This window comes from Dyella sp. AD56, assembly GCF_002878475.1.
Taxonomy (GTDB): Bacteria; Pseudomonadota; Gammaproteobacteria; order Xanthomonadales; family Rhodanobacteraceae; genus Dyella.
Map to the genome: position 1 here is coordinate 24633 of NZ_NRDP01000005.1, position 25864 is coordinate 50496.

A 25864-nucleotide genomic window follows, 5' to 3' on the forward strand; every position below is an offset into this window, starting at 1 on the left:
GGCCTACGGTCATGACCAACACCCTCGCCTATTTACGCTTGGCGCGCGGATGCGCGGCATCGTAGACACGCGCCAGGTACTGGAAATCCAGGTGCGTGTAGATCTGTGTCGTGGCGATGTCGGCGTGGCCCAGCAACTCCTGCACGGCGCGCAGGTCGCCCGAGGATTCCAGCATGTGGCTGGCGAAGGTATGGCGCAGCAAGTGCGGATGGATGCGCTTGGCGAGGCCTTGCTGCAGCGCCAGCGTCTTCAACCGAAGTTGCACGGTGCGCGGATTGATCGGCGCCCCACCGCGGCCTTTGAACACAGGCTGCTCGGGCACCATGCTCTCCGCCTCACCCAGCGCGCGCAGCGCCGCCACCGCATGCCGACCGACCGGCACGATGCGCGTCTTGCTGCCCTTGCCGAGCACGCGGACTTCGCCGGCTTGAAGATCGAGGTCGATCCAACGCAGGCCAGTAAGCTCGGACAGGCGCAGGCCAGAGGAATAGAACAGCTCCAGCATTGCGCGGTCGCGCAGGTTCAGCGCCCCCTCGGCTGGCGCTTCCACCAGCGAGGTTGCTTCGTCCACATCGAGCACCTGCGGCAACTTGCGATGCACTTTGGGACCGCGTACACCGGCCAGCGGATCGTGGTCGAGTAGCCCTTCGCGCGTGAGCTGGCGGAACAGGCTGCGGCAGGAGGACAACAAGCGTTGCAAGCTCTTCGGCGACAGGCCGGCGCGATGCTCCGCCGCCACGAAACCGCGCAGGCGATTGGATTCGAGCGCGCTGAAGCTGGTGACGCCCTGTGCCTCCATCCAGCGCAGCAGCTTGGCCAGATCGCGGCGGTAGCCATCGACCGTATGCGGCGATGCCTGTCGTTCCCCCGCAAGCCGGGTGAGCCAGGTGTCGACGTGATCCTGCGGTGTGGCCATGGGTAGAGCTTAGAGGACTTCCTGCGAGCGACGCAGCGCCGTGGTAACCGTGGCAGCGATCATCTTCAGAAACACCGTGCCCATACCTGGCTGGAAATGGTCGGCGTCGCCACTGCCAATCGCCAGAATGCCGAATTCGCCCAACGGCATCATCGCGGCCGAGCGGATCTCCGGCGCGTGGTCGCCAAACAAGCGGTACAGGCGTTCCGCTGAAAGACGGCCAGAGACGGGTTCGTGGTGCGAGAGAAAGTCAGCGAACTCTGGCACCTGAGAACGCCCACCCGGCACGTGCACCAGCCAGTCGGCGGGCGGTAGGCCCACGGGGCCGAACAGCATCAGGCGCACCTGATCCGTCTGGAAGTCCTCCGACAACCGTGCCACCACGCTGCGCGCCGCAACCGCGGGCGTGCCTGCGCGCAACACGGCGAGGTTGAGCTCGTGCACGCGCTGCATCAGCCGCTCGTTGTCCGCGGCGATGGAAATCAGCGTGGCCAGCTGCTTTTCCAACTCCGCGTTCTTCTCGCGCAGGCTCTGCAGCTGGTAGACGGCCAGCGACGCGACCCGGCCCTGCTCGCGCGGCAGGGTGAGCTGCGCGGCGATATCGGGGTAATCACTGAGAAATTCAGGGTGACGGCGCAGATAAGCCGCGACGTCGCTGGCGGAAAGCGTGTCGGCGATGGCGGTGTCGGACATTTCTACCTCAGCGGAGTCGATGCGTCGCGAGCCCGAGTGTGCGACGCCCGGCTACTGGCTTTCAACCGATATGGACAAAAAATGCTGTCAGCCCAACCACTCGCCGTCGAAAACGAAGGTCGCCGGCCCGGTCATCCACAAGGTATTCCCCGGCCCAGCCCAGTCGATGGTCAGCGTGCCACCTGGCAGGGTGACCTTGACCCGCTCGTCGACCTCACCTCGCAGACGCAGCACGGCCATGGCCGCGCTGGCGCCCGTACCGCAGGCGAGCGTCCACCCGCTGCCGCGCTCATGTACGCGCAGATTCAACTGGCCGCGGTCGATCTTTTGCACGAAGCCGGCGTTGGCGCCTTCCGGGAACCGCTCATGCGTGGTCAGCAGAGGGCCGAGGCGCTCCAGGCTGGGAGCTTCCAGATCCGGCACCACGGCCACGGCATGTGGGTTACCCATCGATAGCGCGCCGATTTCCAGCATTTCGCCGTCGACGCCGATGGCGTAGCGATCCGCCGTGAGGTCGGCGCGGAACGGGATCCGCACGGGTTCCAGCGCGGGCACGCCCATATCCACCGTCACCTCGTTCGGGCCGGTAAGGCGCACCGTGACTGGGCCGGAGGGGCTTTCCAATCGCACCGTATCGCCGATGGACAGTTCGCCTGCGCGATGCAGCCATGCGGCTACGCAGCGCACGCCGTTGCCGCACTGGCCCGACAGCGAGCCATCGGCGTTCCAGATGCCGTAGTAGAACGCACACGAGGCATCGCGCGGCGGCTCGATGCTGATCAGCTGATCAAAGCCCACGCCCGTGTGGCGATCGGCGATAGCGCGGATCTGTGCTCCGTCGAGCGGAAACGGGCGTTGGCGGCAATCGACCATGACGAAGTCGTTGCCGATGCCGTGCATCTTGGAAAACGAAAGCCTCATTACATGAACTTGCCGCCGGTAATCCGGCCGTTGGTATCCACTTCGGCGAAATAGCGGCTGTTGTTGGTACGCAACTCGCGCGTGGCGATCGTGCCCGGCAGCACCAGCAGCACGTCTGGATACGCCGCATGGAACTGATCCGGTGTCGGGTGCGCGGCGATGAAGGTGTTGAATGCCGTCATGTCGGTCACGAAGCCATGCACCGGCGCAGGTGTCACGGGGGTGATGACAGCGGGCGCGGCCGGTTTGGCAGCCGGTGTCGCAGGCGCTGCCGGCGTGGCCGGATGAACGGTGGCGGTTGGAGTCGCCTTGGGCATGTACAGCGGTCCCTTGTTGCCGCACCCGGCGAGCAGGGCAAGGACGGAGCACAGCGGGAGCAGCAGGAGGGATCGGCGCATGTCGGGGTATCCGGCGGGAACCGCCGCAGTATAGGCAAGCCTAGAAAACGTAGCGAGCAAACAGACACGCTCGGTTCAGCCCGCCGTCCAGACCCCGCCAGCCGCTATGATGCCGCCGTCGCCGCCCGCGCGCGGTTTGAGTGCACAAAGACGTACGACGATGGATTGGACCGCGCTGCTGCGCCTCCCCGCGACGATCCTGCTGATCCTGGCAGTGGTCGCGCTGATGGTCACCCTCTTCCAGTTAGTGGCGTTGCGTCACCGACTGGACCACGGACAGCGGTTGGCGGCGGCGGGACGCGCCGTGCTGCTGCTCGTGGCGTTCGCGATCACTTTGGCGCTGACCGGCATGGGCTTCGCCTTGCGCGGGTACCGCCTGCTTACCGAAGAAGCACCCGTGGTCGACATCGACGCACACATCCTTTCCCCGCAGCGCTGGCTGCTCGTGCTGCATTGGCCGGACGGCACCAGCCGGCGCGTGCAGGTGGCCGGTGATGCCTGGCGCGTGGAAGCGGTGGTGCTGAAGTGGAAGACGCCGCTGCTGCCGCCGATGTATCGCCTTGATCGCCTGTCGGGGCGCTATGACGACCCGAATGACGAGATGCACGCGCCGCGCACCGTGGTCGATTTCCGCGAGGCCGGTGATTTCGATCTACTCGACCTGCATAAGCAATACCCGAGTTGGGTGCCGGATGTGGATGTGCTGTTCGGCAGCGGCGTGTTTCTGCCGCTGGTGGATCAGGGGCATTACTCGGTGAGTTTGATGCGGACGGGGGCGTTGGTGGCTAGGCCGGATGAGGCTACGGTGCAGAGGATCGCGCAGCCGTTTTGATGGGGGCGCGTTTCTGCCGCAAGACTGCTCCCTCTGCCCTTTGGGGAGAGGGTTGGGGTGGGGGATCAATCTAGCCTCACCGTTGTTATCGTCATCCCGGCGCAGGCCGGAAGCGCTTTTCAACAGCCGAATGGCTGGTCATCCAGTTTCTGTATCGCTTGGTTGTCGCGTTACGGCGACCTGGCCGCCTACGCGGCGGGCGTTTCGCCCTCCTGCCGGAGGCCGAGTCACTTTTCTTTGCTTGCCCAAAGAAAAGTAACCCAAAGAAAGGGCACCCCGGATGAGTCGCCTATCGGGCTGACGCCCGATAGGTACGCGGTCGGGTTCCGGGCTTTTCGACGGAGCTCCTGCCCCGGCGAAAAGTGGCTGGCATCCCTGCCAGCCACCCCTACGGGGCCATCTCTCCACCCGGCCGCCGCCTCATACGGGGACCCGGAAGATCAAAAGCAACAAGCAGACGGCTCGTGCAGCTTCGCTGCACATCGCATCACGGCGGGTCGCGTTGCTCCTGCTCTAGTGCATTGCGCATGCGCCTCAGAAAGGCGAGGCGAGCACCCTGCCCTATCGCATCACGCAGAAGCGTCTTCGCAATCAGCCAAACACCTTCTCATACCGCCAAGCATCCGCCCCATCCCCGTAATAGCGCGCATATCGCCCAATGCGGGCATACCCCAACCGCTCATACAGCCGGATCGCATCCTGATTATCGATGCGCACTTCCAGGCGCAGCGACGTGCAACGACGCCGCGCCGCGAGTTTCTCCGCAGCTTCGAGCAAAGCCGAGCCCACACCCTTGCCGCGCGCTTCTGCCTTGGTGGCGATGGAGTACAGCCGCGCCACATGAGTCCCCTTGCGGAAGAACACCACGGCGGTGCCCAGGAAATGGCGGTGATTGGCGCTGGCGACGAGTACTTGCGCGCTTTCGCTGTCCAGATGACGTCGGTACTGGGCCCGGCTCAGGCGATCGGTGGCGAAGCTGCTCTCTTCCAGGGCAACGAGGTCGTCGAGATCCGAGAGTTCTGCGCGCCGCACACGTACAGCGGCGGTCGCGGGCATGGGTGTCATCAGGGGCGGTTCCGCTGGCGCGCAATGAAACAAGGCGCGCACTGTAGTCCCCCCTTCCCCTGGGGGCAACGATGACTTGTGGCGGATTTCAGAGCGTGTTCAATCTTCGGGCGCCGCGTCGCGCAGGATGTAACGAAAAGGTGGATGTCAGGGCGCGATGTGGTGACGGAACCGGTCATGATTTTCCTGGCATTTCGGGAAGGGGCGCCCCCGTCGCCTGGAAATTGAACCGCCTATGAGTCCGCCCGGAGGGCTGTCTTGTGTCGCGCCGCGCATGTGCGCACACTGCGCCACTTGCGCCGTGCCGCCCCGTTCCCCGCGTGACGACACTCCTCAGTTCTATCTGACAGAGGTGTCATGACTCGTCTCGTCCTTGTTGTCGAGAAGGCCTCCGACTGGAGCGTCTACTACCCGTCCGCGGACGTGGTTACCGCGATGGATTACCTGCGCGAACCTGTCGGCGTCGACGACGAGCGCACCCACGTCATCAACCTGTGCCGCAGCTACAAATACCTGGGCGCGGGTTACTACGTTTCGCTGCTAGCCGAGGCGCGCGGGCATCGCGTGATGCCGTCAGTGCGCACGGTGAACGATTTGCGCCGCCGCTCGCTGTACGGCCTGGAGATCGAGGACCTCAGTTCCAAGCTCACCCATTTCCTGCCGGCCGGCGGCCGAGACACCACTGATTTCGGGATCCTGGTCTACTTCGGGCAGACGGCTCACCCTGCGCTGCAGGACCTGGCGCGCCAGGTATTCGAAATGTTTCCCTGCCCGCTGCTGCGTATCGAATTCGAGCGCGACCGCATGTGGCAGATCAGTGCCATCAAGCCGGTGGGCCTGCACACGCTGGACGACGCACAGGAAGACGCCTTCGCCGAAGAGCTGGATCGCTTCAGCAAGAAGCTCTGGCGCAAGCCCAAGGCGCGCAAGCAGTTTCGCTACGACATCGCCATGTTGGTCGACCCGCATGAGGTGATGCCGCCATCGAACAAAAAGGCGCAGAAGCTGTTCATCGCTGCGGGCAAGGAACTGGGCATCGAAGTCGACCCCATCGGCAAGAACGATTACCAACGGCTAGCGGAATACGACGGCCTGTTCATCCGCGAAACCACTGCCAGCGACAACCATACCTACCGCTTCGCGCATCGCGCGGAGAAGGAAGGCATGGTGGTGATGGATGACCCCACATCGATCCTGCGTTGCACGAACAAGATCTTCCTCAACGACCTGATGGTGTCGCGCAAGCTCGCCGTGCCGCGCACGGAAATCCTTTATCGCGATGACGCCAAGGGCTTGAAAGAGGTTTCGGAGAAGCTCGGCTTTCCGCTGGTGCTGAAGATTCCCGACGGCTCGTTCTCGCGCGGCGTGGTGAAGGTGGAGAACGAAGCGGCGCTCAGCAAGGCGACGGGCGAGCTGTTCCAGCACAGCGCGCTGCTGATTGCACAGGAGTTCGTGCCCACCGAGTTCGACTGGCGCGTCGGCGTGCTCAACAACGAGCCGCTGTACGCCTGTAAGTACTACATGTCGCGTGGCCACTGGCAGATCTACAACCACGGTGCCAAGGGTGCGTCCAAGTCTGGCGAATCGGAAACGCTCCCGATCGAAAAGGCACCGGCCGATGTGGTGAAGCTGGCGCTCAAGGCTACGCAGGCCGTGGGCAACGGTCTCTATGGCGTGGACATCAAGCGTATCGGCGACAAGCCAGTGGTGATCGAGGTGAACGACAACCCGTCCATCGACGCGGGCGTCGAGGACGAATACCTCGGTGAAGAACTCTATCGCCGCATCATGCAGGAGTTCCTGCGGCGCATGGAGCTCAAGCGTTCCGGCGATACCAAATAGCCTGCATCCATAGTGGGGTGATTCCGGCAGCCCGTCCTTGAACTGCCGTCACGCGGGCGCGATCCATCGCGCCGCTCCAGCGAGGTGCCCAGCCATCCCAGGCCATCGTCAGGAGCCCCACGCCGCGACGTTCCTGCCGCGGCATCCACTGCCAAGTAGATTCGTTATCGGGTCAGTTCCAGATCAGCCGCGCGGCCGGACGACGGCGCGGACGGACCAGCAGGCCCAACAGTTGACGGGGCAGCGACGGCTCCAGCGCTAGCAGCACCACCAGCGGTGCGCCCGCCAGCCAGAACGCGGGCGTCCAGCCGAACGTGTCCGTATGGGCAGGCACCAGCGTGGTCAGCAACAGCGCAGCGCCGGCCAGCAGCCACAGCAGGGCAGCGCCAAGCAGGCGTTCGTGATGGGCAGTTCGAGTGCTGGGGCGCATGGCGGTAGTCCGTCGTCGTGTTGAGGCAAGCGTGCCCGGCGCTGATCTCAAAACCTGCGATGCCACACGCGGCGCGGCTTGCGGAGCTAAAATAGGCGGTCCGGCCGAGCCGGAAGCCGCTTCTGGAGCGGCATCGACTTTCATCAGGAGCGCGCATGAGTGCAGGACAGTTCGCGGTATTCGGCCACCCCATCAGCCATTCGCTGTCGCCGCAGATCCACCAGGCGTTCGCGCGCCAGTTTGGGATCGACCTGGAGTACCGCACCATCGACGCGGCACCGGGCGAGTTCGAAACGGCCGTGCGCGAGTTCTTCGCCAACGGTGGCCGCGGTGCGAACGTAACGCTGCCGCACAAAACGGCGGCCTTCGCGATGGCTGACGAGCGTAGCCAGGCTGCCAGCCGGGCGGGCACGGCCAACGTGCTCACCGCGTTGCCCGGTGGCCGCGTTGCCGGCCACAACACCGACGGCGCCGGCATGGTGCGCGACATTACTGAGCGCCATAGCGTGGACCTGCGCGGCCATACCGCCCTGCTGCTCGGCGCCGGTGGCGCGGCGCACGGCGTAGCGTGGTCGTTGCTGGATGCTGGCGTGGATACGTTGACCATCGTCAATCGCACGCCCGAGGCTGCCGACGCGCTGGCCGACGCCATTGGCGAACCGGCCCGCGCACACACGCGCTACTGGGAAGACCTGGCCGATCTGGGCGCGTTCGACCTCATCGTCAATGCGACCTCAGCCGGTGTGCTGGGCAAGTCGCTCGACTTGCCGTTCGCCATCGTCGGCAACCGTGCGCTTTGCTATGACCTCTCCTACGGCGTGGCAGCCACCAGTTTCCTGGCTTGGGCGCGCACGGCTGGTGCGCGATACGCCTTCGATGGCCTCGGCATGCTGATCGAAACCGCGGCCGATACCTTCGAACTGTGGCATGGCAAGCGTCCGGATACCGATCCCGTCTACGCCGATCTGCGCAAGCAGTACGGCTGAGCACGCTGGTATGTCACGCCCGGCGAGTGTGTTGAGCTGCCGGGCGGGCTGCGGTGCGTGCTGTATCGCGCCGTCGATTTCTTCACCCATTCCCGGCATGCCCAACGGCAAGCCGGCTGGGATGCGCTGCATACAGCTGACCGACGACAACCGCTGCGCCATCTTCGGCCAGCCTGAACGTCCGGCGGTGTGCGCCGGCCTGCGGCCGGACCTTGCCATGTGTGGCGATTCACGCGACCGCGCCATGGCCTACCTGGACGCGCTCGAGGCAGCCACTCGTTCAGACTGACAAAGCCTTCACGCCGGCAGGCGGTCGCAAGAACCTGCATGCCCGGAGTGCGGACGTATAGACGTCTGGCCCACATCTCGCCGTGCTAGTTTTCCCGGTGCAGGGGGCACATTACGGGGAGAGAACGTCATGGTGCCTGGGGTTTTGGTCCGCCATCTGGCGGTGGGCGTGCTGGCGGCAACATTGGCTGGCGGTTTTGCTGCGCGAGCTGTTGCTGATCCGGTCGTCGGTTCCACCAATGTCGCCACGGCGGACCCGACCGTGCCGCGTCCGCCGGGCCAGCCTTGTGTGGTGACCTTGTTCACCAACGTAACGTTCGACGACTTCAATGCTCGTCCCTATAGCTATACGCCCCCTACCTCGTGCACCGGCGCGTGGGCCAAGGTGGTGCTGGAGGCGGACTTCTCCGTCACGGCTGGCCGCCAATACGACCGCACGGCCACCCTGTGGCTGGGCGGCGTCAACCTCTATTTCGGAACCACACAGGAACCCTCGGCCGCGGTGTCGCCGGCATGGCACGTCGAGCGCGATCTCACCGACTACTCGGCGTTGTTGCGCAGCGTGGGCCAGGGACAGGCGATCATCGGCAATGTGGTGAACAGCACTTACACCGGCGTGATTCATGGCACGGCGCGCCTGCTGTTCTATCCGGCATCGGCCGGTGCGCGTGCCGCCGTCGCGCCGGACGCGGTGTACCCGCTCGGTAGCGATCCGGTGGGTAGTACGACGTCGCTCAATACGTCGAGTGACAAGCTGGCACGCACGCTCACCCTGCCCACTAACGTGGAGCGCGCCTATCTGGATGTTTTCACCCAGAGCCAGAGCAACGACGAGTTCTGGTACACCTGCGTACCCGATGCCTACGCCACGGAAACCAATGAATGCGGCGGCGGTAACTTTCGCGAGGCGGAAATCAGCATCGACGGCACGCCGGCCGGCGTCGCGCCGGTGTATCCATGGGTCTATACGGGCGGTATCGATCCTTATCTGTGGCGACCGACGCCGGGTGTGCAGACGCTGAACTTCCTGCCATACCGCGTGGACCTCACGCCGTTCGCCGGCCAGCTCAGCGACGGCAACCCGCATGAAGTGGCCGTGCAGGTGGCGGGTGCGAACAGCTACTTCTCCGCCACCGCCGCATTGCTTGTCTATCGCGACGCGCATGCCACCCAGGTCACCGGCAAGGTCACGCGCAACACATTGACGGGGCAGGCGCCGACGCCAACTATCGGCAGCACGCTGGCGACGGCGAGCAACGGTAATATCGACGGTGCTATCACCACCAAGCTCGACCGTCGCTTCGTCATCGAGGGCTATGCCAACACGTCGCATGGTCGCATCACCAGCACGGTGACGCAGAACACCGGGTTCGATGACAAGCAGACCTTCACCATCAACAGCAGCACCTACCGTCAGCAGACGTGGCAGCGCACCTGGTCGGACAGCACGAGTCAGAGTCGCCTCGGCAACTTCCTGACGGCGGAACGGCACGAGCATTTCGACTATCCCTTCTCGCTCGACTACAACCAGCTGTTGGCTAGCGACGGCAGCTCCAGCGCTGCGTCCACCGTGCATCAGGGGTATCGGCAGCGCGACGAATTGCGGTTGTTGGGCTTGACCGTCTATGGGGCTGATGTCGACAACACCGTCGATTCAACCGACACGCTCGCCATCGACGCCAGTGGCAGCGTGACCGGCCACAGCGGTCAGCAGAGTTCACAGGCGTTTGTCTTCCGCGACACACTGGGCAGCTGCTATCGCGCATCGGTCATTACGCAGGCCGGCGCCGTGACCGGCTATGACTCGGGCAAGGGCTGCCCAGACAGGGTTAACCGCGTATCCTGGTTTGCGCATCCTGATGGATCGCCAGACAGCAGTCTGTTGCCGGGTCGCTGACGGTAGCCTTGCCGACCCGCGCCGCGTGCGTGGGTCGGCTTGCGCTTCGTGACGCGGAGCAACATCCCCGCAATATGTGATCCCTAAGCTTGCGCGCCTTGCCGGCGCGCCGGCTTCGATTGTCTGTGTGACTCATGTCTTCCGCTTCGTCGCGTCGTCGCGCCCAGGGTGTCGTTCGCTACAGTCTGCCGATCCTCATTACATTGATCGCTGCCGCCGGTGGAGTGATCTACTGGCAGATCAGGCACGGCAATGCCCCCGAGCAACCAACCAGCGATGTCGCGGCAGCCTCCGGCCCGGTCGTGCACACGATGCTGGGCACTGATGAATTGCTGCAGCGTGCGCGCGACGCCATGACGGCTCAGCGCCTACTCGCTCCTGCCGGCAACAACGCGTTCGAACTGTATCTGGCGGTGCTTCAGCGCGAGCCGGGCAATCGCGTGGCACAAGATGCCTTGCGCGAAGTGTTCCCGTTTGCAGCCAACGCCGCCGAGCAGACTATTGATGCGGGTGACGCCACCGAAGCGCAGCGCGAGATCGATCTGCTGACACGTGCCGATCCGCACAATTACACGCTCACTCTGCTGCAATCCAAGCTGCAGGCACAGCGCGCGACGGTGGCGCAGCAAGCTCAACAGGCGCAGCAGCAGGCCAACCGCCGCGCGCCGACGCCGCCGACGCCTTCACGAACGGTCGCTCCAGTGGCCGCCCTCCCACCGGCAGCCGCACCGGTCATTCCACCGGCCAAGCCCGCCAATGCGCCGGCATCTTCCGCACAGACCATGGCGTCACTGCATGTGCCGTCCACGCCAGTGGAAGCTGCGCCCGCATCGGCAGTGCATGCCCGTGTTCCAGTGATGGCACCAACGATGGCAGATGCCACGGGCGGGAGCGCTCCGGTGCTGACGCATCGCGTCGCGCCCGCATATCCGCCTGATGCGAAACGCACGCGCCGCCAAGGTTGGGTGGATGTCACCTTCATGGTCCAACCCGACGGTAGCGTCACCAGTGCCAGCGTGACGGATGCCGACCCCAAGTACGTGTTTGATCGCGCGGCGCTCAGTGCCGTGTCGCGCTGGCAGTTCTCGCCGGGCATGCAAGACGGCAAGCCGGTGGCTGCGCAGGTGCGTCAGCGCATCGAATTCCGTCTGTGAGGCCGTTGCTCAGGCACGAAAGCGCATAATCATACGTGGCCTATCAAGGAGTCACGCCATGCAGCGCTTCATCGCCCCTGCCGTTCTCGCCATTGCCGTTGTCCTGGGTGGATGCCAGGCATCGACACCCGCCATGCCCACGCCCGTGCATGGTTACGTCACTGACATGAAGGCATTCGATGCTTTCATCGCCACGCGTCCGACGCCCGATCAGTTCCGTACCACTTATCCTGACGTGCAGTTGATGCTGCCTGGCACGGTGAGCACGATGGAGTACCGCTCCAACAACAGCCGCTATTACGCGGAGCTCGACAAGGATGGTCGCATCACTGGCGGACGCTTCAGCTGAGCTGTTGATGACGTTGTCGTGCATGCGTTCGTGAGGTGCACGAGTCACATCGCTGACATGATGTATCACTAATGTGACAGGCTTCCGCCGGGACGCCTGAGGGGCAGGTGCGCTTGTGCGCGGGTAACACCATGTAGCGGTGCCATGTCTCGTTTCGCTTCCCTTGCAGCACGCCCACGCGTGCTCGCTGTCGTTTCGCTGATCGTGCTCTTGGTTATTGGCGGCGGCATCTGGTTCTGGTCGACGGGGTCGGCATCGGGTGGCACAGGCAGCACCGGCGTGGCCAGTGCATCATCCGCGGCTGGCACCGACGACAACGGTGTGGGCATCCTGCTCGACCTAGCCAAGACCGCCGTGACCGAGAAGCGCCTCGTCGCGCCGGCCGGCAGCAACGCGTATGAGTTCTACCTCAGCGTGCTGCAGCTCGATCCGCAGAACAAGTCGGCAATGGACGCGCTGCATGAGACCTTCCCTTCTGCCTCCGCCGACGTAGAGCGCGCGATCAACGACAACAGCCTGGATGAAGCCCAGCGCGAACTGTCGTTGCTGCGCGAATTCGACAGCACCAACTACATACTGTCGTTGCTGGGTGGCAAGCTGGATGCGCAGCGTCAGATCCAGACCCGTCAGGACGAAGCACGTGCCGCGGCGATGCAGGCGCAGCCGCAGTCGGCCGGTAACGGTTCGATGCCGTAATCGCCTTCAGCGCAACAAGGGACCTGCTTTCTTAAGCAGCAGGTCGACCAGTTCGGGCTGCATGAAGTCGTAGCGATCAGGAATATCCAGGCACACGATGCGCTTGCCTTGGAGCCGCGCGCCATGCCGTACCTGCAGGCGCCGACGATGCGAGGCCTCCATCACCACGATCAGCTCGGCCCAATCCAACTGTTCGGCGGAAAGCGGAGTTTCCGCATCGTCGGCCAAACCGGCCGAATCGACCTGCAAGTGTTCCCACTCGCCAAACACCAAGGCTGCGGTGGGGCTGCGCAGCCGGTGCCGGCTGCACAGGAACAGCACGCGTCGTGGTGCCGTCATTGCGCCGCGAGGTACTCGTCTTTCAGGCGCACGTAGTGGTCCGCCGAGTAATGCAGCTGCTCGATCTGCTGATCGCTAAGCACGCGTACGAGCTTGGCCGGGTTGCCCAGCCACAACTCGCCCTCACCCACCACCTTACCCGGCGGGATCACGCTGCCTGCGCCGACGAAGCCGTGCTTCATCACGACCGCGCCGTCGAGCACGGTGGCGTGCATGCCGATCAGACAGTAGTCCTCAATGGTGCAGGCATGGATTACCGCGCCATGCCCGATGGTGACGCCTTCACCGATGATGGTCGGCTGGCCGCCGGGCGTATACGGGCCATCGTGCGTGACATGCACGACCGCGCCGTCCTGCACGCTGGTGCGCGCGCCGATGCGTATGTAGTTGACGTCACCGCGCAACACCGCGCCCGGCCAGATGGACACGTCGTCGAACAACTCGACCGCGCCGATCACCGTAGACGCAGGGTCGACATAGACGCGCTGGTGCAGCGTGGGCCAGATGCCCTTGTATTTGCGTATAGGATCCATGGGCCTATGGTACCTCGCCGATTCCGGTCGCGCCGTGAGTGGTACGGATTAACCCTGCTCCTCCAGCACGCGCTTGGTGTAGCGGTACCCCGCTTCCATCGCCCGCTCCCAATCCTTCCAGTCGAGCATGCCGATATGTTCCAGTGGCGGCGTCAGCAGCAGGTCAGCGCGTTCGCGACGATGCTCGCTCGGCCCTTCGCTGTTGACCATGGCGGCGCGCACCAAGGTTGAAACCAGCCCAGGGCGCTGGATGTCCTGCCGCCCCAGCAACAGCTGCCACCATGGTGGCGTGGCGAATTCCTCAGCGGTGGTGAGCAGGGAAATTTCTGCGCGGATATCGATGGCGGTGATGTGCGAGAGGCCGTCATCCGCCATCACGTCGGTGGGCAGGTTGTCGACCAGCGCGCCGTCCACGAACACGCGACCGTGGTGCAGCACTGGCGGCAGTACGCCGGGAATGGCGCTCGACGCGCGCAGCCACAGCCATAGCGGGCCGTCGCGATGCACCTTCATGCCATCGCCGGACAGACACGTCGACACACAGAAGAACGGGAGTGTCAGGTCTTCGATGTCGAGCGCGCCGAAGGCGCGGCGCAGCATCAGCGCCGCGCGGCGGCCACGTGTGAGTGCGACGATGGGCAGCGTCCAGTCCGACAGCGGGCGGCCCTGCACAAACGCGCGTCGCAGCGTATCGATCGTAGTATCCAGTTCCCATCCCGCCGCCACGCTGGCGCCGATGATTGCGCCGATGCTGGTGCCGCCCACGGCGTCGAACGTGTGGCCTGCTTCGTACAGCGCGCGCAGCGCACCTAGGTGCGCCACGCCGCGTGCGCCACCGCCGGCCAGCACGAGTCCGCGGGCATTGCCACTGATCACGCGTGCCAGCCGCGCGATGTCCGCCCGGCCACCAATATGGTGATGCTGCAGCTCTCCACTGAACTCGCTGCGCCATCGCTTCGCCGCGCCCAATGCCGGTTGGCGCCCCGGGTGCAGCAGGATCAGATGGCGGGGGCGATGGCCGGCGCGCGAGGGGTCCATTGGCATCGCTTCTGGCCACGGCCGCGACGGTTGCGCGGCTAGTGTTGGCAACAGCAACACATCCGCCTGCCGCAGGCAGCGCTCTCGCCACAGGCTGTCACCCAAGCTGTCCAGATAGATGACGAAGCGCGCCTGCGCTTCGCGCTCGGCAAACCAGTCGCTGCCCCGGCCGGCACCGTGCTCGGCGTCGATCACCACGCAGGTGCCCCAATGCTCCAGCTCCATCGCCAGCTGCATAGCTAGCGAGCGGGCGGGCACGTCGGCACTGGCGGGCAGTAGAGCGAAGGTGTGCGCTATGCCGGGGCTCTCGTCGCCCCGCATGCGTTCCTGCAGGCGGCCAATGGCGACCCGTGCCACGCCCAGCATGGCCTGCGGATGACGTTGAATCAGCGCCTCATACGCGGCCAGATCCAGTCGCAGCAGCTCGCTGTCGCGCAGCGCCCTTGCGGTGTGGTGGCGCGGCTCGCCGGTGATCAGCCCGATCTCCCCGATGCTGTCGCCGGCTGCCACCAGGCGTACCCATTCGGTGGGCCCGGCGAATACGCCAAGGCTGCCGCTGACCACGAAGTAAAGCGCGTCCGCCGGATCGCCCTGCTTGAACAGGGTGCGACCTCCGGGGAGGGAAAACCATTGCAGTTCAGGAACCAGCGCGGCCAGCGCCTCGTCCCCGAGGTGCCCGAACACGTCGCTTCGACGCAGCAGGGCGGAAAAATCGGGCTTAGACATGGCGCGGGATGGTAAGGCTGGTGTTGTGACAAATCGTGACGTGGGGAGTGTGACGGCGGCTTGATTTCGACCCATTGGGTCGCCACGCTGGCAGGGCATTCAGGAGACACCATGGAACAGACCAATCCGCTGCTGGCCGACGACACCCTGCCGGCGTTTTCGCAGATTCGCCCCGAGCACGTCACCCCCGCCATCGACGCCCTGCTGGCCGATTACCGCGCTGGCATCGAGGCACTGACCAAGCCCGGCGCCGCGCCCGATTTCGCGAGCGTCATGCTTACCCAGGAACGCCTGGAGCAGCGCCTGGCACGCGCCTGGGCGCCGGTAGGCCATCTGCATGCGGTGGCGGACAGTGAGGCACTGCGGGAGGTCTACGGGCCAGCCGAGGAAAAGCTTACCGACCACGCCATCGAAGTTGGCCAGAATCGCGAGCTGTATCAGGCCGTCCAAGCCCTGGCCGACGCGCCAGAGTTCGTCGGCCTGCCGCGCGCTGAGCGCGCGCTGGTGGAGCACGCGTTGCGCGACTTCCGCCTGTCCGGCGTCGCACTGGAAGAGCCGGCGCGTTCCCGCTACCGCGAGATTGGCGTGGAACTGAGCCGTCTCTCCACCGAGTTCTCCAATGCCGTGCTCGACGCTACCGACGCGTGGCACGAGCACATCACCGACGAGCGCGACCTCGCCGGCATCCCCGAGTCTGGTCGAGCGGTGCTGCGCCAATATGCCAAAGAGCAGAAGCTCGACGGTTACCTAGTCACGCTCAAGCAGCCGAGTGTGCAGGCTGTGCTCACCTACGCCGACAACCGTGGCCTGCGCGAGCGCGTGTACTGGGCGTACCAGACGCGCGCCTCCGACCAGGGCCCCCAGGCTGCCAAGTACGACAACAGCGGGCGCATCGAACGCATCATGGCGCTGCGCCATGAGGCTGCCCGACTGCTCGGCTTCAACAACGCAGCGGAGGAATCGCTGGCCACCAAGATGGCCGCGTCGCCTGCCGAGGTGATGGATTTCCTGCGCGATCTGGCCAATCGCGCCAAGCCGGTGGCGCGCAAGGAGCTCAACCACCTGCGCGAGTTCGCCACCACGGAGCTGAAGCTCGACAACCTCGAATCCTGGGACGTTGGCTACGCCTCGGAGAAGCTGCGCCAACGCGAATACGACCTCGACGAAGAACAGCTCAAGCCCTACTTCCCGCTGCCGGCGGTGATCGAAGGCCTGTTCGGCCTCACCCAGCGGCTTTATGGCATCACCCTCAGCGCGCGCGACGGCGTTGACGTGTGGCATCCGGACGTGCGCTATTACGACGTGCGCGACGCCGACGGCCGCGTGTTCGCCGGTGCCTACGTCGATCTTTACGCACGCACCGGCAAACGCGGCGGCGCATGGATGGATGTGTGCCGCGCCCGTTTCCGTGATGGCGAGAATGAGCAACTACCTGTCGCCTTCCTCACTTGCAACTTTGCGCCGCCGACCGAAGGTCGCCCTGCGCTGCTCACACACGACGACGTACTCACCCTCTTCCACGAATTTGGTCACGGCCTGCACCACTTGTTGACCGAGATTGCGCTGCCTTCCATCGGCGGCATCGACGGCGTGGAATGGGATGCGGTGGAACTGCCTAGCCAATTCATGGAGAACTTCGGCTGGAACCGTGAAGCGCTCGACCTGTTCGCCCGCCACTACGAAACTGGCGAGCGCCTGCCCGACGAACTGTTCCAGCGCATGTTGGCTGCGCGCCACTTCCATGCTGGCCTGTTCCTGGTGCGCCAGTTGGAATTCGGCATGTTCGATTTCCTGCTGCACCTGGAATACGACCCGGCCAAGGGCGCTCGCACCATGGAAGTGCTGGAAGAAGTGCGCCACGACGTCGCCGTGCTGCATCCGCCGGCATGGCAGCGCTTCCCGCACGCGTTCTCGCACATCTTCGCGGGCGGCTACGCAGCCGGTTACTACAGCTATCTGTGGGCCGAACTGCTCAGCGCCGACGCCTTCGGCGAGTTCGAGGCGAATGGCGTGATCGACCGTGGCACGGGTGACCGCTTCCGCAAGGAAGTCTTGTCGGTCGGCGCCAGCCGGCCTGCCATCGAAAGCTTCATCGCCTTCCGTGGCCGCGCGCCGGAACCGGAAGCGTTGCTGAAAAGCCACGGTCTGGCTTGAAAAACGCCGCCGCACCTCGTGCGGCGGTCTTCCGTTGGTCATCGCTTACAATGTCGTCATGAAAATCGCTTCGTGGAACGTGAATTCGCTGAAGGTGCGCATACCGCACCTCACCCAGTGGCTGGCCGATGCGCAGCCCGACATCGTTGCGCTGCAGGAAACCAAGCTCGAGGACGCCAAGTTCCCGGTCGATGAGCTGGCGGCCGCCGGTTATCGCGCGGTGTTCTCCGGCCAGAAGACCTACAACGGCGTCGCATTGTTGGCGCGCGCTGACGTGCACGGCGAGTTCGAGGATGTCGTCACCGACATTCCGAATCTGGACGATCCGCAGCGGCGTATCCTCGCCGCCACCATCGGTGGCGTGCGCGTGGTCGATCTCTACGTGGTCAACGGCAAGGCCGTGGGCGACGAGAAGTACGCGTACAAGCTCGACTGGCTGGCGAAGATGCGTGAGTTTCTGTCGCGCGAGATCGAGCGCTATCCCAAGCTGGTGGTGCTGGGTGATTTCAACATCGCGCCGGACGACCGTGACGTGCACGACCCGGCAGCGTGGGGCGAAGACATCCTGTGCTCGCCGCCGGAGCGCGATGCGCTTAAGCGGATCACCGATCTTGGCCTGCACGACAGCTTCCGCTTGTTCGAGCCGGCTGGTGAACACTACAGCTGGTGGGACTATCGTCAGGGTGCGTTCCGGCGCAACATGGGTTTGCGCATTGACCTGATCCTGGTCAGTGATGCCCTGAAATCGGCGGCAACAGCGGCCGCCATCGACCGTACACCGCGAACCTGGGAACGTCCTTCCGATCACACGCCGGTAACAGTTGATCTGGATATCTAAGAAACATAGCAACACCGCACAACAGGCAGCTGATGAATACACCCAAGACTGAATGGCCCACTTCGTTAGGCGATGCAGAACTCGAGGAACTGGACCAATACTTGCGCGGCCATGTGGGCGAGGACGACCTCCTGCTCGATGGTGTGCACGGGCTGCTCTCCGCGTTGACGGTGGGCCCCACGCACGTACTGCCTGAGGAGTGGTTGCCCGAGGTGCTGCACGAGCCCTTCGGCGACGAATCCGAAGGCAATCGCGTGCTGGCGCTGTTGGCCAAGCTCAATGATTCGATCGGCGCCGAACTCGACGTCGACGCCTACGAGCCGATCCTCGGCGAAGTGGACACAGAAGCCGGCCCGGTGCTTTCGGCGGCGGGCTGGTGCGAGGGTTTCAGTCGCGGCATCGATCTGCGCGCGGGCCTGTGGGAAAAGCGCCTGGCGGACGATCCCCAGTTGATGGAGATGCTGGGACCGGTGATGGCGCTGGCCGTGGACGAAGGCATCCTCAGTGCGGATGCCGAGTTCGAAAAACTGAGCGACGACGAATACGACGAGTGCCTGACACAGGTGCCCGGTGTGCTCAACGCGGTGAACCAGTACTGGACCGAACACCCGGTGACGGAAGCGGAGGTCGAGGCCGCCGTGCGTCCTGCCGAGGAGAAGGAAGAGTCCACGTCACCGCCACGTCAGCGCAGTGGGCATTGGGTGCACTGACGGAAAGGAAGTTGGCCCACGGGCCAGCCTTTCTCCCTAGAGAAACAATCCGTTCCGTCTGCGCATCTTGGGTACAAGGCGGTGCAGCGCCATCATGGTGGGCAGTCCAATCTCTTGGAGACCAACATGACCGAACGCAGCATTCTCCGCCGCATGCGCGGCATCGATACATCCGATGGCGCGGGCGTGAAGCTCAAGCGCGTCATCGGTCAGCCCGGCCTGGACATGCTCGATCCGTTCCTGTTGCTGGACGAGTTTCGTTCCGACCAGGCGGGCGATTACATCGCCGGCTTCCCCGAGCATCCGCATCGCGGTTTCGAGACCGTGACCTACATGCTTGCGGGCCACATGAAGCACCACGACAACCATGGCAACAGTGGTGATCTGGTGCCGGGCAGCGTGCAGTGGATGACCGCCGGCCGCGGCATTCTGCATTCGGAAATGCCCGTGCAGGAAGACGGCCTGATGTGGGGCTTCCAACTGTGGGTAAACCTGCCGTCCAAGGACAAATTGATCGCGCCGCGCTATCAGGACATCGGTCCGGAGCGCATTCCGGTCGCGCGTCCGGCGGATGGTGTGGAAGTGAAGGTGATCGCCGGTGAATTCGGTGGCCTGACCGGCCCGGTAGCCGAGATCGTCACGCAGCCGATCTACCTGGACATCGCCGTGCAGCCGGGTGCCTCGGTGACCATTCCGCTGCCTGAAGGACACGCGGGCTTCGCCTACGTGTTCGACGGTAAGGACGCAGACGTGGCAGGCCAGCCGTTGGCCCGCAGCGAACTGGCGGTGCTTTCGCGCAGCGGTGATCTGCACATTGCCGGCCGCGATACGGCTGCGCGCGTGCTGTTGGTCGCCGGCCATCCGCTCAACGAACCGGTAACCCGCTATGGGCCGTTCGTGATGAATACGCCGGAAGAGATCCACCAGGCGATTGCCGACTTCCGCGCCGGCAAGTTCTGAGCCTCGAAGGGGCCGCCTGTAAGGGCGGCTCCTGCTGCTTAGCCTGTCTACGCCATCCCAGGCCGCCGGTGGGGCCGTATCGGGATGGCGTTTCCTTATGGCTCGCTGGTGGTGGTTGCGTCGCCACTTTCCTCAAGCCTTCCCCCGCTCAGCCGTTAAGCCCTCCGTAGTAGGGGGAGTCTGGCGGTGGCGGCACGGATGGCAAGATCGATGCATCCCCATCCGTGCCTGCCGCCGGATTCACAAAATCAGCGAGTTAGGCCAGATGACTGGTTGTAAAACGACCTTAGACTGTCGTTAAATTTAGATTAATCTAAAGGGGTGCAACAGGCTGTACTATCTACTTACAGCACTTTGCGAAGAAAACACACATAACTCGTTGTATTCATTATTATGAATGCCCTGATTACTCTCATTGTCCTGGCCTTGATCGCGACGTTCGCCATCGCCATCAAGCGCGTACCGGCCGACCAGGTGCATAGCCTCTATCGCCGAGGCAAGCCGTACCGCCTGCTGCAGCCGGGTAGCCACATGACCCTCCCGTTGATTGATCGCGTGGAGCACCGCATCAACCTCAGCGGCCAAGTGCTGCGTTTCGAAGAGCTGCTGCCCAACGCGCATGACGTGCGCGGCACGGTGTACTGGCAGGTGCTGGAGCCCGAGCGTGCCGATGCGGTGATCGAGCAGGCCGACCAACTGATCCGTGGTGGCGCCCTGGCCGCGCTGCGCGACGAGCCGGAAGCCTTCCAGGCCGATCGCCGCGACCTGGGTTCACGCCTCAAGCAGAGCATGAATGGCGCCCTGCGTGAGCGCGGCATGATGGTGACGCGCGTGGAGCTGGAATTCGCCTGATCCGGAGTGCTGCCGGATAGGCCTTGGCGAAGGTGGCCTTAGAGCGCCCGCCACAGGGGAGACCCTTGAAGCCCGCTTCGGCGGGCTTTTTCTTTGGGCCTTCGCGGTGCAAAACCCTATCAACTGGCGTCCGGAGCGGCACACCCGGATACTTGCGACCCCGTTTCATCAAGGCGTTTCCCCGATGACATCCCGCAACGATCTGCAAACCCGGCTGGAACGCGGCATCGCTGCACTTAGCGTGCAGTTGCCGGCCGGCGCTGTGGAGCGGCTGCTGGACTACCAGGCGCTGCTGGCGCGCTGGAACGCCACGTACAACCTCACCGCCGTCCGCGATCCGGGCGAGATGGTGAGCCGCCATCTGGTCGATTCGCTAGCGGTTCTGCCCTATGTGCAGGGCCAGACGCTCGCCGACCTAGGCACCGGCCCTGGGTTGCCTGGCATTCCGCTGGCTATCGCCGCGCCAGAACGGCAGGTGCTGCTGGTCGACTCCAACGGCAAAAAGGTTCGCTTCCTGCGCGAAGCCATCCGCTCACTCAAACTTGAGAATGTGCGCGCTGTGCAATCGCGCGTGGAAGAGGTGGAAGGCCAGTTCGACTGCATCACCGCGCGTGCCTTTGCCAGCCTCGAGGACATGTTGGCCTGGGGTGGTCACCTTTTGACCAAGGAGGGCATCTGGCTGGCCATGAAGGGCAAGCATCCGGACGAAGAATTGCCGGGCGTGCCCGCCGGATTCGAGGTGCGGGCGATCCATACGCTCAACGTCCCAGACGTAGGCGGCGAGCGCCATCTCGTGGTACTCGGCCGGGCAGTCGGTTGATCAGGCTGCTAATCTAGCCCCCCTTTCACTCGTTCACGGTCTCGACGACACATGGCCCGCATCATCGCTGTCGCCAACCAGAAGGGCGGCGTCGGCAAAACCACCACCGCTGTCAATCTCGCTGCCGCGCTGGCTGCCGCCAAGCGCAAGGTGCTGCTTGTCGATCTCGATCCGCAGGGCAACGCAACCATGGCGTCCGGCGTGGACAAGCGCGAGGCCAAGCCGAACGGCTGCGAAGTGCTGCTGGACGAAGCGCCCATCGACAAGGCCATCGTCAAGACCGAGGCGTTGTACGACCTGCTGCCTGGCAACGGTGACCTCACCGCCGCCGAGCTCAAGCTGATGGACGCGATCGCCCGCGAGAGTCGCTTGAAGGACGCGCTGGCGAAAGTTTCAGATCGCTACGACATCATCCTCATCGACTGCCCGCCGTCGCTGCATCTGCTCACGCTCAACGCGCTGGCAGCGGCGAACGGCTTGCTGATTCCGGTGCAGTGCGAATACTTCGCGCTGGAAGGCCTCTCCAGCCTGCTCGACACAGTGAAGGCTGTGCGCCATCGCCTCAATCCGAATCTGGAAATCGAAGGCCTGCTGCGCACCATGTATGACGTGCGCAACAACCTCGGTAACGAAGTGTCCGCACAGCTCACCTCGCACTTCGGCGACAAAGTGCTGCGCTCCATCATCCCGCGTAACGTGCGCCTCGCCGAGGCACCCAGCCACGGCCAGCCGATCCATTTGTACGACCGCAGTTCGCGTGGCGCCATCGCCTACATCGGACTGGCTGGCGAGATGATCCGGCGCGAGCGCGGCCTGAACTCCACGGCGCAGGATCAGGCTCATGACGTGGTCACGCCGATGCTGCACGCCGGTTCAGACGAGACGCTCGACGACGTCGTCGATATCCATCAGGAGTAAGCATGTCCGCTGCGAAAAAACGGGGCCTGGGACGTGGGCTCGATGTGCTGCTGAGCGGCAACGACGAACCCGGCAAGCCCTCGGTACTGGAGCAGGAAGGCGAGCTGCGCTCTCTGCCCATCCATCATATCCAGCCGGGCAAGTACCAGCCGCGCCGCCATTGGAACGACGAGGCGCTAGATGAACTGGCCGCATCCATTCGCGCGCAGGGCCTCATCCAGCCGGTGGTGGTGCGTCAGATCGGCAAGAATCAGTTCGAGCTGATCGCCGGCGAACGCCGCTGGCGTGCCGCGCAGCGCGCGCAGCTGTCCGAACTTCCCGCACTGGTGAAGGACGTGCCCGAAGTGGCCGTGCCGGCCATGGCGTTGATTGAAAACATCCAGCGCCAGGACCTTACCCCGCTGGAAGAAGCCGACGCGCTCAAGCGCCTGATCGACGATTTCGACCTTACCCACCAGCAGGCCGCTGACGCCGTGGGCCGCTCGCGCGCTGCCGTGTCGAACCTGCTGCGCCTGACCGAACTGCCGATCTCCATCAAGCGCCTGCTCGACGAAGGCAAGCTGGAGATGGGCCACGCCCGTTGCCTGATCACTCTGCCCGAGAGCATGGCCGAAGGCCTGGCCCTGGAAGCTTCCCGCCATGGCTGGAGCGTGCGTGAATTGGAAGAGCACGCTCGCCGTGCGCAGACCGCGCCCAAGGGCAAAGCCAAAAGCGCGTCCCCCCGTGATCCCAATGTGGACGCGCTGGAGCGCGAGTTGGGCGAGCGCTTTGCTACTCGCGTGGAGTTGGCGCAGGGGCGTGGGGGCAAAGGTAAGTTGGTGATTCACTATCACAGCAATGATGAGCTGGATGGGATTTTGGGGAAGATTCGCTGAGGCGGACGTTCTCTTGTTCGCTTGATTGCCGCCGCGAATCTACGTGGCGCGAGATTGCCCCCTCTCCCCTTCAGGGAGAGGGTTGGGGAGAGGGTTGGGTGCTCGCCTTACTGTTTCATCTTTAGCCGTCATCCCGGCGCAGGCCGGGATCCAGTAGCGGTATTGCTCGGTTATCGCGTTGTGGCGAACTGGCGCCTACGCGGCGGGCGTTTCGCCCTCCTACCGAGGGAGCGAAGGCCATGGTTATCCACAGGCATTTCCCCCGTCCCGAATGAAGCGGAGGGCAACCCACCCCGCCAGCGCAAACCCCGCCGCGACACCGTCGCGACCCCTTGCCCCTGACGCCAAGCCCTCCACCCACTAGAATAATGCCCTGGCGCCCCGCGCCCCCCGTTCAAGATAAGGCCCTCCCCATGCCCCAACTGTCCGTCGTCGTGCCTGTATTCAACGAGCGCGACAACATCCCGCCGCTGCTTGCCGAAATCGCCACCGCCTTGCGCGGCAAGGTTGATTTCGAGGTTGTGTACGTGGACGACGACTCCAGCGATGACAGCGTGGCTGTATTGGCGGCGGAAAAGTCGAAGTATCCGGAGCTGCGTATCGTTCGCCACCTGACCCGCAGCGGTCAGAGCACGGCGGTGTGGAACGGTGTGAATGCCGCGCGCTCGCCGTGGATCGCTACGTTGGATGGTGATGGGCAGAACGATCCTGCCGACATTCCCAAGTTGCTCGCACAGCGTGACCAAAGCACGCCGGACGTTCGCCTGTTCGCCGGTTGGCGCACGACGCGTCGCGACAGTTTCAACAAGCGTATCTCCTCGAAAGTCGCGAATGCGGTTCGTTCGCGCATGCTCAGGGACTCCACGCCCGACACCGGCTGCGGTCTCAAGCTGTTCGACCGCGAAGTGTTCCTGCGTCTGCCCTACTTCGATCACATGCATCGCTATCTGCCGGCGCTGGTGAAGCGCGCGGGTTTCCAGAGCAACAGCGTGCCAGTGGGTCATCGCCCGCGTACGGCCGGTACGTCCAAGTACGGCATGCTCGATCGCCTGTGGGTGGGCATTGCCGATCTGCGTGGCGTGGCGTGGTTGATGCGCCGTGGCAAGGTGACCCGGGTCGAAGAGATCTGAGTTTCGTTCTGCGTAGGAGCGCAGTAGAAGCGCTTCTATAAACAAGCGGCCTTCGACAAGCGCTTCATCGGCGTATGCTGATGGTTCTTGCTTCGGGAGGCCGCCCGCCCATGAGCATTGCCGTCAAGCGGATCTATGAACCGGCCGCCAAGAGCGATGGTTATCGTGTCTTGGTGGATCGCTTGTGGCCGCGAGGCCTGAAGAAGGACGATGCGGCGCTGGATGCCTGGAGCAAGGAGCTGGCGCCCTCCACCGCCCTGCGCAAATGGTTCGGCCATGATCCCGCACGCTGGGAAACTTTCCGCCATCGCTACGCGTCTGAGCTCGATGCGGTTGCCGAGTACTGGCGACCGCTGCTCACGCAGGCAGCGCGCCACCGCGTGACGTTGTTGTTTGGCGCGCACGATGAAGAACACAACAACGCCGTGGCGCTGAAGTGCTATCTCGATGTCTTGCTAAAGGAACACGCGTACTGACGCGTTACGGTCGGCCGGTGAACTGGCCGGTGTGTGCGGGACGCCAGTTCGTCAAGGCTTCGCGCGCCTGCTTGCGACCCAGCTCGATCAGCTCGGTGGCGCGGTAGAACTCGTAGACCGTGGCGACGTTGCGCGGCATGCGGATCAGCAGGTCCGGCTCGTAGGCCGCCAGGCGCAGGCGTGAAAGATTGGCCTGCATCAAGTCCATCGACTGCATGAGCAGCTCCAACATGCCCGGCTCACGCGGCTTGTCGGTGCCATGAGGCATCAGCTTGCCGATGAATTCACCGATGCGTGAGCGATAGCTGTCGTTATCCACGGTTGGCGTGGCAGACACTTCGTCGGGTGCGCCCGGGTCCGGCGGACCGTCCATGCTCACCGCAAACAGGTAGTCCGCCGGTTCGCGGATCAATGGCGTGACCGGCACGGGGTTGAGCAGGCCGCCGTCGATCAGCCGCCGTTCCGACAGCACCTGCGGACGGAAGAGGGTGGGAATGGCGATGGAGGCGCGGATCGCATCGAACAGCGAACCGCGCGTGAGCCAGACCTCGCGTTCGCGGTCCAGATCGGTCGCCACGGCGGTATAGGCCAGCGGCAGGTCCTCAATGGCGGCGTCGCCAATCAGGCCGCGCATCGTCTCGATGATGCGCTCACCCTTGATGAGGCCGCCGCCGGATAGTGTCCAGTCGACCAGCTTGAGCACGTCCATCTTGGCCAGCGAGCAGACCCAGTCGCGGTATACGCCCAGCTTGCCCATGGCGTAGACGCCGCCGATGAGCGCACCCATGGATGTGCCCGCGATGGCGACGATCTGGTAGCCGTGCGCTTCGATCTCCTCGATGGCGCCGATATGCGCCAAACCTTTCGCGCCTCCGGAACCAAGCGCGAGCGCGACGGTCGGTTTCTTGGTGGCGGCAACGTCGGCCGGAAGCGTCGAGGGATCGGCGATATCAGTGGTGCGCATGGGCGATATGGCGAGAAACGAGTGGAGAGGAGTGAATAGCGAGAGAGCGCTTCCACGCTTTCTT

Annotated in this window: 28 protein-coding genes; 18 read left to right on the top strand and 10 right to left on the bottom strand. The window is 64.2% G+C overall.

Annotated features, from left to right (window positions below):
• Positions 1-28: 28 nt before the first annotated feature.
• The 4 genes from xerC to DyAD56_RS04595 all read right to left on the bottom strand — a co-directional run bounded on the left by xerC (position 29) and on the right by DyAD56_RS04595 (position 2928).
• Complete coding sequence (xerC, locus tag DyAD56_RS04580; protein WP_102301573.1) at positions 29-916, bottom strand: tyrosine recombinase XerC; 888 nt, start codon at positions 914-916, stop codon at positions 29-31.
• A gap of 9 nt (positions 917-925) precedes the next feature.
• Positions 926-1609 (bottom strand): DUF484 family protein, encoded by a 684-nt coding sequence (locus DyAD56_RS04585; RefSeq protein ID WP_102301574.1) that lies wholly within the window; start codon positions 1607-1609, stop codon positions 926-928.
• An 87-nt stretch (positions 1610-1696) separates the two neighbouring features.
• Entirely contained in the window at positions 1697-2530 is an 834-nt protein-coding gene (dapF, locus tag DyAD56_RS04590; protein WP_102301575.1) for a diaminopimelate epimerase, read from the bottom strand.
• Complete coding sequence (locus DyAD56_RS04595; RefSeq protein WP_102301576.1) at positions 2530-2928, bottom strand: lipoprotein; 399 nt, start codon at positions 2926-2928, stop codon at positions 2530-2532. Before DyAD56_RS04595 ends, dapF begins: the two co-directional genes overlap by 1 nt.
• Before the next feature lie 160 nt (positions 2929-3088).
• On the opposite strand from DyAD56_RS04595, the gene DyAD56_RS04600 reads away from it, so the two are divergent.
• Complete coding sequence (locus DyAD56_RS04600; protein ID WP_102301577.1) at positions 3089-3760, top strand: hypothetical protein; 672 nt, start codon at positions 3089-3091, stop codon at positions 3758-3760.
• 591 nt (positions 3761-4351) lie between these two features.
• Here the strand turns inward: DyAD56_RS04600 and DyAD56_RS04605 are convergent.
• Positions 4352-4825, bottom strand: coding sequence for a GNAT family N-acetyltransferase (locus DyAD56_RS04605; RefSeq protein WP_199178885.1), 474 nt, complete (start codon positions 4823-4825; stop codon positions 4352-4354).
• 357 nt (positions 4826-5182) lie between these two features.
• Here DyAD56_RS04605 and DyAD56_RS04610 point away from each other — a divergent pair, with 357 nt between their 5' ends.
• A complete protein-coding gene (locus tag DyAD56_RS04610; protein WP_102301578.1) occupies positions 5183-6667 on the top strand; it encodes a RimK family protein in 1485 nt (494 codons plus the stop codon).
• Between the two features lie 172 nt (positions 6668-6839).
• Here DyAD56_RS04610 and DyAD56_RS04615 read toward each other — a convergent pair whose 3' ends face one another.
• Entirely contained in the window at positions 6840-7097 is a 258-nt protein-coding gene (locus DyAD56_RS04615; RefSeq protein WP_102301579.1) for a hypothetical protein, read from the bottom strand.
• 155 nt (positions 7098-7252) lie between these two features.
• On the opposite strand from DyAD56_RS04615, the gene aroE reads away from it, so the two are divergent.
• The 6 genes from aroE to DyAD56_RS04645 all read left to right on the top strand — a co-directional run bounded on the left by aroE (position 7253) and on the right by DyAD56_RS04645 (position 12467).
• The gene (aroE, locus tag DyAD56_RS04620; protein ID WP_102301580.1) at positions 7253-8083 is read left to right on the top strand and encodes a shikimate dehydrogenase; all 831 of its coding nucleotides are present in this window, start codon (positions 7253-7255) and stop codon (positions 8081-8083) included.
• A 10-nt stretch (positions 8084-8093) separates the two neighbouring features.
• Complete coding sequence (locus DyAD56_RS04625; protein WP_102301581.1) at positions 8094-8372, top strand: YkgJ family cysteine cluster protein; 279 nt, start codon at positions 8094-8096, stop codon at positions 8370-8372.
• A 129-nt stretch (positions 8373-8501) separates the two neighbouring features.
• A complete protein-coding gene (locus tag DyAD56_RS04630) occupies positions 8502-10268 on the top strand; it encodes a peptide-N4-asparagine amidase (protein WP_102301582.1) in 1767 nt (588 codons plus the stop codon).
• A 134-nt stretch (positions 10269-10402) separates the two neighbouring features.
• Positions 10403-11422 carry an energy transducer TonB gene (locus DyAD56_RS04635; protein ID WP_102301583.1) on the top strand — a complete coding sequence of 340 codons (1020 nt, stop codon included), beginning with the start codon at positions 10403-10405 and terminating at the stop codon, positions 11420-11422.
• Positions 11423-11480: 58 nt separating this feature from the next.
• Positions 11481-11771 (top strand): hypothetical protein, encoded by a 291-nt coding sequence (locus tag DyAD56_RS04640; protein WP_102301584.1) that lies wholly within the window; start codon positions 11481-11483, stop codon positions 11769-11771.
• Positions 11772-11915: 144 nt separating this feature from the next.
• Positions 11916-12467: a hypothetical protein gene (locus DyAD56_RS04645; protein ID WP_102301585.1), complete on the top strand. Its 552-nt coding sequence runs from the start codon at positions 11916-11918 to the stop codon at positions 12465-12467.
• A gap of 6 nt (positions 12468-12473) precedes the next feature.
• Here the strand turns inward: DyAD56_RS04645 and DyAD56_RS04650 are convergent, their stop codons facing one another.
• Genes DyAD56_RS04650 through DyAD56_RS04660 form a run of 3 tightly spaced genes read right to left on the bottom strand, consistent with a single transcriptional unit; the run spans position 12474 to position 15103 of the window.
• Positions 12474-12806: a low molecular weight protein tyrosine phosphatase family protein gene (locus DyAD56_RS04650; RefSeq protein WP_102301586.1), complete on the bottom strand. Its 333-nt coding sequence runs from the start codon at positions 12804-12806 to the stop codon at positions 12474-12476.
• On the bottom strand, positions 12803-13339 hold the full coding sequence (locus tag DyAD56_RS04655) for a gamma carbonic anhydrase family protein (RefSeq protein ID WP_102301587.1): 537 nt from the start codon (positions 13337-13339) through the stop codon (positions 12803-12805). Before DyAD56_RS04655 ends, DyAD56_RS04650 begins: the two co-directional genes overlap by 4 nt.
• A gap of 48 nt (positions 13340-13387) precedes the next feature.
• Positions 13388-15103 (bottom strand): patatin-like phospholipase family protein, encoded by a 1716-nt coding sequence (locus DyAD56_RS04660; protein WP_102301588.1) that lies wholly within the window; start codon positions 15101-15103, stop codon positions 13388-13390.
• 111 nt (positions 15104-15214) lie between these two features.
• On the opposite strand from DyAD56_RS04660, the gene DyAD56_RS04665 reads away from it, so the two are divergent.
• The 10 genes from DyAD56_RS04665 to DyAD56_RS04710 all read left to right on the top strand — a co-directional run bounded on the left by DyAD56_RS04665 (position 15215) and on the right by DyAD56_RS04710 (position 24836).
• Positions 15215-17257 carry a M3 family metallopeptidase gene (locus DyAD56_RS04665; RefSeq protein WP_102301589.1) on the top strand — a complete coding sequence of 681 codons (2043 nt, stop codon included), beginning with the start codon at positions 15215-15217 and terminating at the stop codon, positions 17255-17257.
• Between the two features lie 58 nt (positions 17258-17315).
• Complete coding sequence (xth, locus tag DyAD56_RS04670; protein WP_102301780.1) at positions 17316-18095, top strand: exodeoxyribonuclease III; 780 nt, start codon at positions 17316-17318, stop codon at positions 18093-18095.
• A gap of 32 nt (positions 18096-18127) precedes the next feature.
• Positions 18128-18805 (top strand): YecA family protein, encoded by a 678-nt coding sequence (locus DyAD56_RS04675; RefSeq protein ID WP_102301590.1) that lies wholly within the window; start codon positions 18128-18130, stop codon positions 18803-18805.
• Between the two features lie 126 nt (positions 18806-18931).
• Positions 18932-19765: a pirin family protein gene (locus tag DyAD56_RS04680; protein WP_102301591.1), complete on the top strand. Its 834-nt coding sequence runs from the start codon at positions 18932-18934 to the stop codon at positions 19763-19765.
• 393 nt (positions 19766-20158) lie between these two features.
• Positions 20159-20617, top strand: coding sequence for an SPFH domain-containing protein (locus DyAD56_RS04685; RefSeq protein ID WP_102301592.1), 459 nt, complete (start codon positions 20159-20161; stop codon positions 20615-20617).
• Positions 20618-20801: 184 nt separating this feature from the next.
• Positions 20802-21437: a 16S rRNA (guanine(527)-N(7))-methyltransferase RsmG gene (rsmG, locus tag DyAD56_RS04690; RefSeq protein ID WP_102301593.1), complete on the top strand. Its 636-nt coding sequence runs from the start codon at positions 20802-20804 to the stop codon at positions 21435-21437.
• A gap of 51 nt (positions 21438-21488) precedes the next feature.
• Entirely contained in the window at positions 21489-22355 is an 867-nt protein-coding gene (locus tag DyAD56_RS04695) for a ParA family protein (protein ID WP_102301594.1), read from the top strand.
• Positions 22356-22357: 2 nt separating this feature from the next.
• Complete coding sequence (locus DyAD56_RS04700) at positions 22358-23230, top strand: ParB/RepB/Spo0J family partition protein (protein WP_199178886.1); 873 nt, start codon at positions 22358-22360, stop codon at positions 23228-23230.
• A gap of 413 nt (positions 23231-23643) precedes the next feature.
• On the top strand, positions 23644-24360 hold the full coding sequence (locus tag DyAD56_RS04705; RefSeq protein WP_102301595.1) for a glycosyltransferase: 717 nt from the start codon (positions 23644-23646) through the stop codon (positions 24358-24360).
• A 110-nt stretch (positions 24361-24470) separates the two neighbouring features.
• Complete coding sequence (locus DyAD56_RS04710) at positions 24471-24836, top strand: DUF488 family protein (RefSeq protein WP_102301596.1); 366 nt, start codon at positions 24471-24473, stop codon at positions 24834-24836.
• Between the two features lie 4 nt (positions 24837-24840).
• Here the strand turns inward: DyAD56_RS04710 and DyAD56_RS04715 are convergent, their stop codons facing one another.
• Positions 24841-25800, bottom strand: coding sequence for a patatin-like phospholipase family protein (locus DyAD56_RS04715; RefSeq protein WP_102301597.1), 960 nt, complete (start codon positions 25798-25800; stop codon positions 24841-24843).
• Positions 25801-25864 lie beyond the last annotated feature (64 nt).